Raw genomic sequence first — 14,747 nt, 5'->3', positions numbered from 1 at the left:
AAACTTGTTTATATTTTTATCTTACTTTGTTTGCTTGTCAGATCAAATCTAAACTATTATACCCCCCCCAAAGCCAAAAATACATTTTTCTTTATATGCATAAGAGGGACGACTGTGAAAACTAATATTGATGAGCCGTGTGCGGGAAATCTGCAAGCACGGTTCTTTAGGGGGAGTTGTAGTAATAAAACTCAAACGAGAGGAGTAAAGCTACAGCTTCTACCGAACAAGTTGCCTTGCAAGGAAAAAGTCTTTTTCCTCCCGATCTTGGAGTTGCTTTGCAAGCAAGAAATCCTATTGTTCTTATGTTTGTTTTGCTAAGACTTTATTCTTATTAAGCAGTGGTTAATAATGAGCATGGCTTTTATTATAGAATGCCCCCTATAGAAGTATATAGACTATGAAGACTTATCTTACAGGTTGTGGTACTTGTTGTTGATAAAATGTTTTTTCTACACGTGCTTCTTCCACACTGCACCTTCTTGATAAGACTGGCTCCTCAAGGCATTTTATACGTTGCTGTACATCATTAATGCACTGCCCTATAACATCACCAATTTTTCCATCAGCATTTTTTGCCAAGAACTCATCAAACCTCTTCTCAACCTCTGCTCTCTCAGAGATATCCTTTGAAAGGTTACAATACTCCAAAATTTCATCTAATTGAAGTTCTTTTGCTAATTGAAAGTCTTCTTGCTCTTGAATTTCCTTAGTTATAACCCTAGCTCTAGAGTAATGGTTTCCACCCAGGTATATTACTTCCTTCTTCTTATTGCCCCATAATTCATCTTTCCTTACATACTCAGGATTTATCATGTTTGGTTCTGGTTTATATATTGTCATACCTTCCTGACCCTCAAAATATGCTTCGATTTCAGTATTAGATAAAGAAGCTAAAATAGGGGTTTCACCGTGAAAAACAAAATACCCTTGTTTTTGTATTGCTTTGAGATAAGTCTGATAGAAGTCTTTTTGACCAATAACTGAATCTAATATTCTGTCGTTATTAATTATATATTCCTCTTTATATTTTTCTTTAGTAAGCGTGGTGTCAAGTCTATATGCACAAGACTCAAGCTCTTCCTCTACCCTATTATACAATGTTTTCTCATTTTCTTTCTTTAGTAAATCTTCAATACTAAGTAAATCTCTTTGCTGCACATTACGCTCATTATATGCATTGGTAGCTTGCTTTATTACTTCATATATTTCATTACAAAATTTTTCATCTTCAGAAAACTTTTCTATAATGTTATTTTTTAAAGCTTTCGTTCTTTCAACACTTTCATTTATTATATCGTCAACTTTTTTATTTATTTCCTCAATGAGCTCTTTTATCTCTTTTGGTACATTAAGCACTTCCCCAGTGTTACTCAATAGATCTACAAAGAATGTTCTCAAGTGTTGCTTAAGAGCATTTGGCATTTTCGGATCATTCAATGATTTAAACTGATTTAAAAATTCGCGCCACTCTTTACGCATTGCTTGAGCTTTGTCAGTTTTGTATACATTAGAACTATTTTCACCAAACACGGCATGGAAAAAGCAATTGCCATCTCCTGCAGTATCATACTTAGCTACTTGACTGCTAGAAAGTTTTTGTTCCACATCACTAACGGACTGCCCTACAACATCACTAAGTTTACCTTCATAGAAATCGTTAGGGTAAGAATTACTATTTAAAGGAGTTATTTCTTGCCCAAAGCTCTTGAACCTTTTCGGACTTTCAACACCGTGAAGACCACTTGATGATTTCCGTTTCCTAGGTACATTCATTTGCCCTAATATCCTGGGCCTTTCTATTCCAACCTCAACATCATGAAAGTCACTTGGTAGTTTCCGTTTCTTAGCTGTAGTCATAGTTTTTACTTTAATTTAAGTTATATACCAACAAAATTGTAACTAATTAAGTATAGCAGAAATTTTTAAATTATGCAATAATTATTGCTTTAAATAACAAATATGAGCTTTAACTGTGGCATAGTTGGACTGCCAAATATAGGAAAATCAACCTTATTAATGCACTTACAGAGTCAAGTGCAGCCGAAGCTGCAAACTATCCTTTCTGTACAATCGAGCCAAATGTTGGCAAAGTGCCAATACGAGATCAGCGTTTGAAACAAATTGCCGCGATTGCTCACTCAGGGAAAATAATCTACAATCAACTGGAAGTTGTCGATATTGCCGGCTTGGTTAAGGGTGCGAGCAAGGGTGAAGGACTAGGAAATAAATTTTTGAGTCATATCAGAGAAGTTGATGCCATTGTTCATCTGCTCAGGTGCTTTACGGATGACGATATCAGCCATGTAAACAGTAAAATAGATCCAATATCAGATGCTGAAATAGTGGAAATGGAGTTAATTCTAGCTGATATTGATAGCATAGAAAAAAGGCTTCCTCAATTGGAAAAGAAAGCAAAGCAAGGTGATAAAGAGCTAAAGAGACAACTTGAATTAATGCAAGAGGTATTAGCTACTTTAAAATTAGGTAAACCGGCAAGAAGCTTGGAGAATATCGATGAAGATGAGATGAAGTTGCTTCAATTGCTAACAACAAAGCCTGTTATGTATGTATGCAATATTGAAGATACGAATATCATAACTTGTATCTTGTAAAAAGCATCTAGTGTTTTAAGCTTAAGCATTAGGTGGAGAAGGGAAGAACTCTGAGTCATAACTTAGATATAAAATCTGTTGACCAGATAAGAGTCCCCTTCTCAAAAGTATAGGCTGGACGGTATCGTAGAAAGACCTCAATGGTTCTAATTCTGTATTCACAAGGTAAGCCTTACTTTTCATTTTAAAATAGTAACGTATGGAGTTATATATGATCAACAACTTTCTTGGTATAGATGTTTCAAAAGAACGCTTTGACGTTTTTCTTTCGTTTATAAGTAAAAAAGGAAAACGTGAAACTAGAAAAAGGAAATTTAAAAACGATGATTCTCGATTTCAAGGCCTGGCAAACTTTCTACAAAAACATAACATAGAAGAGGTAAAAGCCTGTATGGAAGCTACTGGTTGCTATAGTGAAGCTTTGGCTGAATTTCTCCACAATGCCGGATATTTCGTTAGTGTTGTAAATCCTTATTGCATAAAATCTTATGCAAGGAGTAAGCTGAAACGACAAAAGAATGACCAGTATGATGCAGAGATTATTGCAGATTATTGTCAAAGACAGGAACCTTCTCGTTGGACACCACCTTCTCCTGAAAAGAAAAAATTAAAACATCTTTATCGTTGCTCAGATGCATTAAAAGATGAGTTAACACTAGCAAATAATCATTTAGAAAAAAAAGAGAGACTTCCTGAAGAAGTTGTAAATGCTTGGGAAAGCCTTGCAATGAACATAGAACAATCAACAGAAACAATAAAAAACTCCGTACGTGAACTATTAAATCAACACAAAGAATTGTTGGAAAATTTTCAACTTCTATTGACTATTCCAGGCATAGGAGAAGAATCAGCAATAGCTATTTTAGCTGAAATTCCTGATATAAAAACTTTTATAAATGCCAGGCAATTGGCAGCATATGCTGGAACTATACCACAAAATATAACATCAGGCTCATCTGTACATGCCAAGCCCAGATTAAGTAAAACCGGTTCACGCATATTACGTAAGGCAACGTACTTTCCTGCTATAGTAGCTAAAAATCACAATCCTATCATTATGACTTTTTGTGAGATGTTAAAAGAGAAAGGCAAGCATAATATGGCCATTGTGGGAGCTGCAATGCGTAAATTACTCCATATAGTTTTTGGTGTTTTAAGTTCAAGGAAGGCTTTTAATCCAGATCATATCAAGAACTATAGAGTTAGGAGGTTTACTGAAGCTTAAAAGGAAACGTCCAAAAATGCGAGTTCTAGATTAAAAGGTTAAAGTTTATGATACTACTGTACAGAATTTATCTATTGCTTTTTGATTACATTCAATCATCATTTGTGCTTCTTTTTTTAAACACTTGATATTTTCGTATGTTGTATTGTCCATCTCCGTTGATGCTACTTTTAGCTGCGATTGAATTCTGATATAGCTATTGTTAATAATCTGGTCTAGCTGATAATTTACACAATCTAGTCCAGAGGCAAACATTACGTTTATCAATGGCTTAATCCAGGATATTTTGCCAAGTCTTTTCGATCTGAGGTATTTAATGGAATGAGACGATCTGCCAGTGCCGATGGACAGAAGTACTACATCATCGTTAGGAAATAGCTTTCTGCTGCTTGCATAGCTACATGCTGCTGGATTATTGGCAAAAACTCCTCCATCTATTAATACCATTTCCTTTTGGTTGATTTTTAAATATTTAGGTGCAAAGTAAGTAGGTGCTGCAGTTGCTGCTCTTAATACATCCCTTAATTTAATAAAATTTCTATCCTCTTTCCAGCTTTTGAAGAAAAATGGGCAATTATTGTGAATATCGTAACTCGTAATCAACACATTACTTAAAGTGTTTTTAAGGATATCATCGCCAAAATATTTATGAAGTACATGTTCAATATTTTTACTGGGGTATTGTGCACCGTTAATCCAAGAAAATATTGATCTTCTTAGAAATGAAGACTTAAAAATATAAGGTCCGTACTCCTGATAAAGATTAACCAAGTCATCAGCTGAATATTGTAGCTTTCCTTTGCTATCTTTTTTACATAATCCTGCTACAATAGTACCACCAGTTGAAGTACCCACCAATAAATCAAAAATTTGAGAAATAGGTTTACCCGTTTTTTGCTCTATTCCGGATAATATCATTGCTGGAATAATTCCTCTTATTCCACCACCATCAATTGAGAGAATATATTTTGTCATTTGTACTAAACTTTAGATGTTCTTGAGTATCTTTATTACCTGGTTACAATTGCTGCTTGTTTTATAAGAGACAGATTCGCTGAACGTATAACTGATGCACTGCCTCTCACATTGACTTTAACAGAGTTGCTTAGTAACTTTGTAAAACAATTCTCATAAAACTAAGAAGGCACAGTAAAAAATTAGTGTAACTATTTATAAGTACGCCACACAAACTGAAAGTACTTATAAATAGTTACACTAGTTTATAGAAGGTATCAGCCTAAATTAAAACTTTTTGTTATTTTTTATTCTTTTTAGCTAAATAATTTGTTGACAATAAAGACGGTATCTGGTAATGAACTATCTAAAAGGGTAGAAAAAATGGCGGAAGAAAATAAAAGCAAATTTTATTGTATTTCAGCGAAACTTGAAGCAGATATTGCAAATCTTGATAGTGAAGCGGAAAAACAGAATTTTTTATCAGAATTTGGCTTACAAGAATCAGGACTTGATGGAGTAGCACGTATTATGTATGAAGTGCTAAGTATGATAACTTTTTTTACTGTGGGCCCCAAAGAAGCACGTGCATGGCCAATAAAGATAGGATCAACAGCTGACAAAGCAGCAGGTGTAATTCACACTGATTTTGAAAAGGGCTTTATAAAAGCAGAAACCATAAGCTTTGAAGACTATATAAAATATGGAAGCGAATTAGCTTGCAAAGATGCAGGGAAAATTCGCTTCGAAGGCAGAGATTATATCGTGCAAGATGGCGATATAATGCACTTTAGGTTTAATGTCTAATTAGTCTAGCACCTTCCTGATGTAGCCCGTGAATTTTTATATTCTCTTCTCTCTTCTTCCTCTATCTCCTCTTCAGATAAAGGAGAGAAAGAGAACTGCCCTATCTCCAGATTATCAAGTTTAGTTCCAGGAGTTTCATCACATCTCTTTAATTATCTCTTCCTGTGATTGTACATCTTGCTCCAGATATCCTTCTAAAAATTCATGTAAAGCTTTACCTTCTATAAGCACATCTTCGCTTTGCTCAGCTAATTTCAAAATTTCGTCTAGTTCAACATCTTTACCATTAATAGTTGCCTGACCAATCTCAATTTCACTAGGATTTACATTTAAACTAATAAAGCAGTTAACAGAATTACCTTTCTCATCTTCTGCACTCCACCTAATTTTCATATCGCATGTTGCATCTTTTGCAAAGCGGTAATTTCTTTTTCCATTATCATTCTTCTCAACCGTTGCTATTCTTTTATCGTTACTGTATATTTCTACTATCTTTACCTCATTTTTATTTCTTTCCATCCCTTCAATTTTGTCAGTGAAAAGACGGCTGATTTCTAAGCTACACCCAGGCTTAGAAATATTAATACCAAGATGATCATAATGATTAAGAGAACGTTTTGCATATGCGCATGGCACATAACATCCATCAAAAAAGGCAACTGCACTATCAGTTTTGAGAAATTCCTGTCCGTTACTCATCCCTTCTTCGACTCGAAGAAGATATCTACCCAACCTCTTTTTAAAATTCTTTCGCTTGTCTTCAGGAATAGACTTTTCATTCAATATACTTATTATTTCTTTTTGCTTACTTAATACCACATAATTAAAAAGGAAAATGTTCTTATTCCATCGATAATAATTCGCTATTTTGTCAAATGGATCTGCAGGCCAGCCTTTATTATAATTTACGTTATCCTTATCATCTTTACACAAATTATCCTTAAGGCCAAAATTCAATTTTCTAAAATCTGATAATACTTCTTCTACCCTATCTTCAAAAAATTGAAGTTTATTTTGAAATTCTTTCCCATAATTCATTTTCTCATTTATTTTAAGAAGATATTCACTAAATTTCTTCCTAAAATTTTCTTGATCTTTGTGGGCAAGCCTCTGATCTAATATATCTGTTATGTATTTTCGCTTATTCAATATTACGTAGTTAAAAAGGTCACTTTTTTTCCTCCTTTCATAATCTTCTGCTATTTCGTTAAAACACTCATTACTGTTCTTAAAATCCAATTTTTCGAAGTCTTGGAGCACGTTTTTTACATCATCCTCACTAAATTGAAGATTTGTTTGAGGAGACGCGTCAGTTCTACTTTGATCATCAAGTTGAGGATTTTTTTTAGTAGATTGGACTAATAAACTTTCTGTGCTGTTAGAGAAAGAATGATTATTTTCTTCAGATTGAGAACTTTTCTTTTTAGACGTATTAGTAAAAAAATTAGTTAGTGAACTAAACATTAAGCACCTCTTAGTATTACTATTTAACTATAACTTAATGCCAAATGTTGTAAAGCTAAAATTAATATGTAAATTCATTTTTTTAAGACAATTATAAGTATCTTCCTTCTATAAAAATTTTATAATCAGCATATGACAAATGTTTAAGATATTGATTTTGTTTGTATTTTTATTACTTTACCAGGCAATATTATTAATGAATTAGTCAGACAAATATCTTGGCCAAACTTTACTCCATCCACAAACTCTCCATTTGTTACTCCAGTTGCAATGAATACTGATTCACTTCTTGCCATGTCTTTCACGGTGTAGATTTTTTCTGGGTCAGTGATATTCAAATTTTTTGCTCTTTCTTTTAATTGATCCGTGTCAAATATTAATCTTCCTTCTATCTGCCCACCGATTGAGCTTAGCGCTGCTGCTGCAAGCACTCCTTCTGGAGCTCCTCCTGTGCCGATATACATATCGTGATTGCCATTTATTAGCGAAACTATGGCTGCAACATCACCATCATCTATTAATTTCACTTTTGCTCCTAGCTTCCTAATTTTTGCTATTAATTCATCATGTCTTTCACGTTTAAGTACAGTTACTATAAGATCACTTGCTTTACATCTTTTTGCCTTGGCTAAATTGTCCAGATTCTTCTCAATCCTATTTTTTAGTGAGACTACACCCTCTGGGAGATTTTTTCCCACTGCTATCTTTTCCATATAAACATCAGGTGCATGTAAAAAATTACCTTTTTTTGTTGCAGCAAGAACAGACATTGCCCCTTGTTTATAATGAGCGCAAATCGTAGTGCCTTCAAGTGGATCAACAGCGATGTCAATCTCAGGGCCACTTCCTGTGCCAACTTTTTCTCCGATATATAGCATCGGTGCTTCGTCCCTCTCCCCTTCCCCAATCACAATTGTACCATTTATTTCCATTGAGTTTAGCACCGTACGCATTGCATCAACTGCAACCTGATCGGCCTTTTTTTCATTACCAAGGCCTGCCAATTTATATGCAGCAAGTGCTGCAGCTTCGGTTACTTTCACTAACTTATAGGCTAAATCTTCTATCATTTGCTCGAGAATCATAAATCAATATATATCATGCCATTTGATACTGCAAGATTACTTGACTGAATAATGAAAAAGTTGATATAATAAGCGTATAGCAATAATAGTAAGATTTGAATATGATCGGTAATTTAACTTATGAAGATGTAAAGAAATTTGTAACTGATAATCCTAATATAGCTGCTCAGGAATTTGGTGAGAAGCTAAAACAAAGTGGGCCAACAGATGCAAAGATTTGTGATTTGTTTATGGATATTCTTCGCTCAGGGAAAAGCAGTATTTTAAATGATTATGATACATTTCTAAAAATTGTTGAATTGCTCGCAAAGTCAAATATTAAAATTGATATTAGAGATACTACTTCTAAAACTGTATTAGATTACGCTGTGTCAGGTGAAAAACCTAACGTTATAAAGATATTTTTGGATAGCGATAAATTTGATCAAGAAAGAAAATCGAATGCTTTGTTGACCGCCGTTAATGAAGGTAAAGTTCAAGAGTTTGAGATATTTTTAGATTACATAGATCATACGAAAATACTAGAGGTTCTTAACACAGCTCCTCACAATGAGAGCACTGAAGTTATGAAGATACTCTTGAATAACAAAAGATTTACTGGAGAAGAGAAAGTTCAGGCTTTGAGTAATGCCTCTGTAGATGGCGACCTACCAAAAGTTAAGTTACTTTTAAAGTATATGATAGGTATACCAGAAGATGGTATAAGAAATCTTCTAAAAATAATTGAAGAAGGGAAATTATCACTCAGAGAACAACTTCAAATAGATTCTGAGTTTAAAGTCGACTTCAGCAATTCTGATCACAATAAATATCTCTCAAGCTGTGTAATAATTGCACTGCTTAGATCAGCAATAAACAAAAAAGAGAAGCAAAACACACCTGATGGAGCAGAGTCCAATGTCAGTAATACAAGCACTGGTCTCACGCTAAATAATGATGACATTAGGAATCTGTGTCTTGATATAGATAGGGTTACAAAACAGGATAGCACAGTTACTAGTTTTGAAGATTTGCAAAAAAGGTTAAGAAGGAAGGGAATTAATCTTCAGAGCAAATGTGAAAAAAATGCTGTGCTAGAATATGCAATTAAAGATCAAAATTTGAACGTTATAAAATTTCTCTTACAAAATGGAATGACCATCATCAATGCAATCGGTCAAGAAGGAAGGTATTACGTTAGCAAAATTGAAGGAGACAAACCTATATTATGCTTTGTTATCTCTTACACTGATGATGACAATGCTGAGATTCTGAGCACGTTACTGCAAAGTGTTAATGCAGAGCAATCAAAACTAGATCCTGAAAGTGAATTGTACAGATTATATCAACAGTTAAAGGATGATGCATTCTGCACTGCTTCTTCAAAAAAGAATTCTGTGGCAGCAACAGCACTGATACAAAATGATCGAGAAATAATTGTGCCGCATGGATCAGCAACAAATAAGGAACAAGAAACATTCCACATAGAAACAAATAGTGTATCCAATAGTAATAGAAATGTTATTAGTAGACCTGTAGCAACAGTGCTCCCTGTTAGTACTAATGGTAATAATAACAAAAATGAAGCACCTGTATCAACAAGGACTGGCCCAACTGTCACACCAAATAATGATAAGAAAGCTAACGGCTTTGTAGAGGCTCAATTTTCTCCACCACATGAAAAAGAAACTAAATACAAAAAAAGTAAGGAGAGTTTTTACGCCTCATTAAGGAGTGATGTTGTTGGAGTTGTTATTGCAGGATTGTTTGTTGCTGCTGCTGTGATGGTTCCATCTTTAGCTGGTGCATTAGTTTGCAGTGTCCTAGCTATTTTAGTTGTAATAGTAACTGGATTACATGTAAAAAATTCTACACTGCCAAGTTATAGAGCAATGGAAGAAAATAAGGTTGAGCATATAAACCCAAGCATGCAAACGCTGTAAGTTGAGAAACTGGGACTCTAACTCCTAGAACGGTGTTGTAAACCTGTGTTAGTTTCTTCTACTTTATTAAGATTAAGTGGGACTAGTGCGATTCGAACGCACGGCCTTCGGATTAGGAATCCAACGCTCTATCCTACTGAGCTATAGTCCCATGTCTTCTGCTATTTATGCAAAATTATAGCAAAAAGTCTCGCATTTTTCTAGGTACCCTGTACAATTAATTCACAATAATAAAAAATATTTCTGTATTTCTTGAATGTAATACTGTTATATTTAATAATACGATTCCAATTGAAAGATTAATGCTAGTTAACAATATTAGTTACTTTTATAGTAATCAAGATGGCTTTGCTTTAAGCAACATCAACATTCAAGTGAAGAAAGGAAGTGTTGCCTGTTTACTAGGTCATTCTGGCTGTGGCAAGTCAACAATTCTAAAATTAATCGCAGGAATAGAAAATCCAAAATCTGGAACCATTGTTATAAATGATAAATTAGTTGCAAGTAACAAAGTGTCAATTGCTATAGAGCGTAGAAATATCGGATTGATTTTTCAGCATTCTGCATTATTTCCTCATAAAACAGTAATAGAAAATATAACTTTTGCTATTTGCAGTACTTCTAAGAAAGAAAAATACCTTACTGCATTGGAAATCTTAAAGCTATTTAATATAGAAAAATATGAAAACATGTACCCTCATGCTTTATCAGGAGGACAGCAACAATTAGTTGCAATAGCAAGAGTAATGGCACAAAATCCTGATGTTGTTTTGCTCGATGAACCATTTTCTAATTTAGATATACTGCTCAAATATCGAATAAGGCACCATATATTGTCACTTTTTAGAAGAAAAAATATTCCTGTACTCATGGTAACTCATGATCCGCAAGAAGCGTTGAAAGTTGCAGATTTTATTTACGTGATGAAAAATGGTAAAATTATTCAATCAGGAGTTCCTAGCTACATATACCACAGACCTAAAGATGATACGTTAGCAAAATTTTTTAGTGAGCTTCCTTTTACTCTACAGCTAAACTAAACTTAATGTTAGGCTAAAACTATTATAAGATAATTAAAAACTCTTGATTTATAATTCAATAAAAGTGATATAATTTATGTATCACTTGGCTTCAGTCAAGTTTTAATACCTAAAAATTAATATTTTCAACGGAGGTACAAATGAGTTTAGGTCCATGGCAGCTGTTTCTAGTCTTAATAATAATCTTAGTTCTGTTTGGTGCAGGTAGGTTACCACAAGTTATGGGTGATTTAGGCAAAGGCATTAAAAACCTTAAACAAGAACTTAAGGATTCAGAGAAACTATCATCTAATGAACCAGATCGTTAGCTTCCTTATGTTTCGTGACACGCACTTTAGTGCGTGTCATTTGTTTAAACAAGGCTAAAGAATTGAAGAGGTATGATTGAAGTACAGTAATAATTATGTTAGTTAGAATGTTATTAAAGGTTAATCGTGGAAGAAAGTGAGAAATTGACTGAAGATAAAAAATTGGCCTCTGATATTCTAAAAGAGGTTGCAGATACCAATAACAACGATAGTGATAAAGTAACATTGTTTGATATTAAAACAGCTTTACATGAACGTGGTTTTAGTATTTTAATAATCATCTTCTCTTTACCGCTATCAGTACCTATACCTGTTCCACCTGGCTATACAACCATTCTTTCTATACCTTTAATCTTATTTTCACTGCAGCTTCTATTTGGGTTTGATTCTCCTTGGATGCCTAATTGGCTAGAAAGGAAATCTTTTCAACGTTCAACACTAGCTCTCGTGGTAGAGAAAACTTCACCTACATTAAAAAAATAGAAAAGTTCATGAAACCAAGAATGTCTTTTATTTTTCTTGGTCCGGGTGAAAAGATTCTAGCTTTTATGATGTTGCTTTGTGCAATAATAATAGCTCTTCCATTACCTTTTACTCACTTCCTTCCTGCAATTGGTATAACTCTTATTTCACTCGGCATTATGGGTAAAGATGGATTTTTATCTACGTTAGGAGTATTAGTTTCATTCTGTGCGTTATTGGTTACCCTTATTGTAATAGTTAAAGGACCAAAACTTATAGCCGGAACACTTTCTCTTCTTAAAAGCCTTATAACTTAAAAGCTTTACAACACTTTAATAAAAGAATGAAGTACAGCATGAAATGAATAATCGATATTGAAATATAGCAATAACTATGTTAGTTAGAATGTTATTAAAGGTTAACTGTGGAAAAAAGTGTGAAATTGACTGAAGATAAAAAATTGGCCTCTGATATTCTAAAAGAGGTTGCAGATACTAATAATAACGATAATGATAAAGTAACATTGTTTGATATTAAAACAGCTTTACATGAACGTGGTTTTAGTATTTTAATAATCATCTTCTCTTTACCGCTATCAGTACCTATACCTGTTCCACCTGGCTATACAACCATTCTTTCTATACCTTTAATCTTATTTTCACTGCAGCTTCTATTTGGGTTTGATTCTCCTTGGATGCCTAATTGGCTAGAAAGGAAATCTTTTCAACGTTCAACACTAGCTCTCGTGGTAGAGAAAACTTCACCTACATTAAAAAAAATAGAAAAGTTCATGAAACCAAGAATGTCTTTCATTTTTCGTGGTCCTGGTGAAAATATTTTAGCATTTATAATGCTGCTTTGTGCATTATCGATAGCAATCCCACTTCCTTTAACTAACTTCATTCCTGCAATTGGTACAACTCTCATTTCACTGGGTATCATGAGCAAAGATGGATTTCTTTCTATAATGGGAGTATTAGTATCATTGTGTGGGTTATTACTTACTCTTGTCGTAATAGTTAAAGGACCACAGCTTATATTTGGAGCATTTTCTTTTCTAAAAAGCTTTGTATATGGTTAAGCTTTACAACACTTTAACAAAAAAAAAAGAGCCCTTTACACCGATCGATAAAGATCATATAAAAATGTACGTTTGTGGGCCAACAGTATATGATACAGCACATATAGGTAATGCACGTTCTATTGTTGTTTACGATGTATTATTTCGACTGCTTAAATTTTGTTATGGAAAAGTTACTTATGTGCGTAATATAACCGACATCGATGACAAGATAATCAATGCAGCAAATGAGAAAAATAGTAATATAGAAAGCATTAGCAAATATTACACTAAAACTTTTCATGAAGACATGGAAAGCATAAATTGTGCAGAACCAACATATGAACCAAAAGCAACGGAAAACATAGATAACATTATCAAGTTAATTGAGTCTTTGCTGCAAGCTGGTCATGCTTATGAATCCAATAAACATGTATATTTTAGTGTAGAATCTTACCCTGAATACGGCGTTTTATCAGGAAAAAAAATTGATGAATTAAACTACGGTAGTAGAGTTGAAGTTGGTGAAAATAAAAAACACCCAGGAGACTTCGTACTTTGGAAACCTGCAAACGAAACTGACTATAAACTTTCAAGTCACTGGAATAGTCCATGGGGAGAGGGAAGACCAGGGTGGCATATAGAATGTTCAGCAATGTCATATGCTTACCTTGGCAAAGATTTTGATATTCACGGTGGCGGTATAGACTTGCAATTTCCTCATCATGAGAATGAAATTGCGCAGAGTAAATCTGCATTTGCTGAGTCAACGTTTGCAAAATATTGGATACACAACGGTTTTCTTACGGTAAATGAAGAGAAAATGAGCAAATCATTATTTAATATAGTCAAAGTAAGGGATTTGCTAGATAGTGGAGTCAGAGGTGAAATAATACGTTATGCACTGCTCAAAACTCACTATAGAAAACCACTTGATTGGACAGAAAATGTTATCTCTGAGTCGCAAGAAACTTTAAACAAGTTTTATCGGTTATTACGTAGTACATGTATTAAGGAAAGTGATGCAGAAGTCTCTAAAGATTTTATAGAGGCTTTGAAAAACGATTTAAACATTCCTGAAGCTGTAGCCATATTGCATGAAATGGCCACAGAAATCAATAAGACAAGTAATGAATGTGAGAGGCTCAAATTAACTAAGAAGTTTGTTAAAAGCGCAAGGTTCATTGGTCTTCTTGAGTCAAGTTATCAAGAGTGGTTTGCAAGTGGTGTGAGTCATCAAGAAATAGAAAGGTTGATAGACTTAAGAAAAGTAGCAAAACAAAATAAAGATTATGATACTGCAGACAAAATAAGAGAGCAATTGAAACAAATGGGGGTTACAATTTCTGACAACGAAGATGGTACAACAACTTGGTATGGAAAATTATCTCCTATTGTTTATAGATAGCCTAGTATCATCGCTTATCTTACCCATACATCAAGGTTTTGTACTTTACACTATGTTATGCTTTAGGTCAAACTACGATCAACTACTTATATTACTTTTTGGAGTATTAGGATCCAGTCTTGGTGGAATAGCTAACTGGTATTTAGGTAGAATAACAATTTTTATCAGAAGATCACATCACAAATTAGAGAATGAAGACAAAACACCAAAAATTGTAAGGCACCTACTGATTTGTGCAGTTGCATTGCTTTCGTGGGTACCACCACTTGGAAGTGTGACTCAGATTTTATCCGGTTACTTCAAGTTAAACCTTTATATTCTTGTTCCCTTAATTATTTTATCTAACTTCCTCTGTTTGTTGTATCTAACGTTTACCATCTAACTAAACATCAATAAA

General features: G+C 33.8%; 13 protein-coding genes, 1 tRNA gene and 2 pseudogenes. 11 read left to right on the top strand and 5 right to left on the bottom strand.

From position 1 onward, the window contains the following. Positions 1–408: 408 nt before the first annotated feature. On the bottom strand, positions 409–1,860 hold the full coding sequence (locus OM967_RS02025; protein WP_264337503.1) for a hypothetical protein: 1,452 nt from the start codon (positions 1,858–1,860) through the stop codon (positions 409–411). A 102-nt stretch (positions 1,861–1,962) separates the two neighbouring features. On the opposite strand from OM967_RS02025, the gene OM967_RS08100 reads away from it, so the two are divergent. The 3 genes from OM967_RS08100 to OM967_RS02015 all read left to right on the top strand — a co-directional run bounded on the left by OM967_RS08100 (position 1,963) and on the right by OM967_RS02015 (position 3,840). Continuing rightward, positions 1,963–2,118, top strand: coding sequence for a GTPase (locus OM967_RS08100; protein ID WP_405197048.1), 156 nt, complete (start codon positions 1,963–1,965; stop codon positions 2,116–2,118). Beyond that, positions 2,094–2,615: a GTPase gene (locus OM967_RS02020; RefSeq protein WP_405197047.1), complete on the top strand. Its 522-nt coding sequence runs from the start codon at positions 2,094–2,096 to the stop codon at positions 2,613–2,615. Before OM967_RS08100 ends, OM967_RS02020 begins: the two co-directional genes overlap by 25 nt. Positions 2,616–2,826: 211 nt before the next feature. Then, positions 2,827–3,840 (top strand): IS110 family RNA-guided transposase, encoded by a 1,014-nt coding sequence (locus OM967_RS02015; protein WP_264337502.1) that lies wholly within the window; start codon positions 2,827–2,829, stop codon positions 3,838–3,840. 45 nt (positions 3,841–3,885) lie between these two features. Here OM967_RS02015 and OM967_RS02010 read toward each other — a convergent pair whose 3' ends face one another. Further along, complete coding sequence (locus OM967_RS02010) at positions 3,886–4,815, bottom strand: patatin-like phospholipase family protein (protein WP_264337378.1); 930 nt, start codon at positions 4,813–4,815, stop codon at positions 3,886–3,888. A gap of 330 nt (positions 4,816–5,145) precedes the next feature. Between OM967_RS02010 and OM967_RS02005 the strand changes: the two are divergent. Beyond that, a pseudogene (locus OM967_RS02005) lies at positions 5,146–5,601 on the top strand (DUF933 domain-containing protein); the annotation flags it as partial. Between the two features lie 138 nt (positions 5,602–5,739). Here the strand turns inward: OM967_RS02005 and OM967_RS02000 are convergent. After that, positions 5,740–7,065 carry a hypothetical protein gene (locus tag OM967_RS02000; RefSeq protein ID WP_264337501.1) on the bottom strand — a complete coding sequence of 442 codons (1,326 nt, stop codon included), beginning with the start codon at positions 7,063–7,065 and terminating at the stop codon, positions 5,740–5,742. 143 nt (positions 7,066–7,208) lie between these two features. Then, a complete protein-coding gene (gene glpX, locus OM967_RS01995) occupies positions 7,209–8,132 on the bottom strand; it encodes a class II fructose-bisphosphatase (protein WP_250120430.1) in 924 nt (307 codons plus the stop codon). A gap of 119 nt (positions 8,133–8,251) precedes the next feature. Between glpX and OM967_RS01990 the strand changes: the two genes are divergently transcribed. Further along, the gene (locus OM967_RS01990; RefSeq protein ID WP_264337499.1) at positions 8,252–10,072 is read left to right on the top strand and encodes an ankyrin repeat domain-containing protein; all 1,821 of its coding nucleotides are present in this window, start codon (positions 8,252–8,254) and stop codon (positions 10,070–10,072) included. A 77-nt stretch (positions 10,073–10,149) separates the two neighbouring features. On the opposite strand, the gene OM967_RS01985 is transcribed toward OM967_RS01990, so the two are convergent. After that, positions 10,150–10,223: transfer RNA gene (locus OM967_RS01985), tRNA-Arg, on the bottom strand. 151 nt (positions 10,224–10,374) lie between these two features. Between OM967_RS01985 and OM967_RS01980 the strand changes: the two genes are divergently transcribed. The 6 genes and pseudogenes from OM967_RS01980 (at position 10,375) to OM967_RS08060 (ending at position 14,732) form a co-directional block, all read left to right on the top strand. Next, positions 10,375–11,112, top strand: coding sequence for an ABC transporter ATP-binding protein (locus tag OM967_RS01980; RefSeq protein ID WP_211908236.1), 738 nt, complete (start codon positions 10,375–10,377; stop codon positions 11,110–11,112). 140 nt (positions 11,113–11,252) lie between these two features. Next, on the top strand, positions 11,253–11,420 hold the full coding sequence (gene tatA / locus OM967_RS01975) for a twin-arginine translocase TatA (RefSeq protein WP_006013840.1): 168 nt from the start codon (positions 11,253–11,255) through the stop codon (positions 11,418–11,420). 126 nt (positions 11,421–11,546) lie between these two features. Next, positions 11,547–12,199: pseudogene (locus OM967_RS01970) on the top strand (exopolysaccharide biosynthesis protein). 107 nt (positions 12,200–12,306) lie between these two features. Then, positions 12,307–12,963, top strand: a complete 657-nt coding sequence (locus OM967_RS01965) for an exopolysaccharide biosynthesis protein (RefSeq protein ID WP_264337498.1) — start codon at positions 12,307–12,309, stop codon at positions 12,961–12,963. Next, on the top strand, positions 12,956–14,350 hold the full coding sequence (cysS, locus tag OM967_RS01960; RefSeq protein ID WP_264337497.1) for a cysteine--tRNA ligase: 1,395 nt from the start codon (positions 12,956–12,958) through the stop codon (positions 14,348–14,350). Before OM967_RS01965 ends, cysS begins: the two co-directional genes overlap by 8 nt. Next, entirely contained in the window at positions 14,319–14,732 is a 414-nt protein-coding gene (locus tag OM967_RS08060) for a YqaA family protein (protein ID WP_319606902.1), read from the top strand. The genes cysS and OM967_RS08060 overlap by 32 nt, the downstream gene beginning before the upstream one ends. Positions 14,733–14,747 lie beyond the last annotated feature (15 nt).

The sequence above is a fragment of the Wolbachia endosymbiont (group B) of Dolichovespula media genome, assembly GCF_947179505.1.
Taxonomy (GTDB): Bacteria; Pseudomonadota; Alphaproteobacteria; order Rickettsiales; family Anaplasmataceae; genus Wolbachia.
This window is presented reverse-complemented; position numbering and strand designations above follow the sequence as displayed.

Coding starts and splice junctions, on each gene's coding strand:
- OM967_RS02025 (WP_264337503.1), bottom strand. CDS start 1,860: ATGACTACAGCTAAGAAACGGAAACTACCAAGTGACTTTCATGATGTT.
- OM967_RS08100 (WP_405197048.1), top strand. CDS start 1,963: ATGAGCTTTAACTGTGGCATAGTTGGACTGCCAAATATAGGAAAATCA.
- OM967_RS02015 (WP_264337502.1), top strand. CDS start 2,827: ATGATCAACAACTTTCTTGGTATAGATGTTTCAAAAGAACGCTTTGAC.
- OM967_RS02010 (WP_264337378.1), bottom strand. CDS start 4,815: ATGACAAAATATATTCTCTCAATTGATGGTGGTGGAATAAGAGGAATT.
- OM967_RS02000 (WP_264337501.1), bottom strand. CDS start 7,065: ATGTTTAGTTCACTAACTAATTTTTTTACTAATACGTCTAAAAAGAAA.
- OM967_RS01990 (WP_264337499.1), top strand. CDS start 8,252: ATGATCGGTAATTTAACTTATGAAGATGTAAAGAAATTTGTAACTGAT.
- OM967_RS01980 (WP_211908236.1), top strand. CDS start 10,375: ATGCTAGTTAACAATATTAGTTACTTTTATAGTAATCAAGATGGCTTT.
- tatA (WP_006013840.1), top strand. CDS start 11,253: ATGAGTTTAGGTCCATGGCAGCTGTTTCTAGTCTTAATAATAATCTTA.
- cysS (WP_264337497.1), top strand. CDS start 12,956: ATGGTTAAGCTTTACAACACTTTAACAAAAAAAAAAGAGCCCTTTACA.
- OM967_RS08060 (WP_319606902.1), top strand. CDS start 14,319: ATGGAAAATTATCTCCTATTGTTTATAGATAGCCTAGTATCATCGCTT.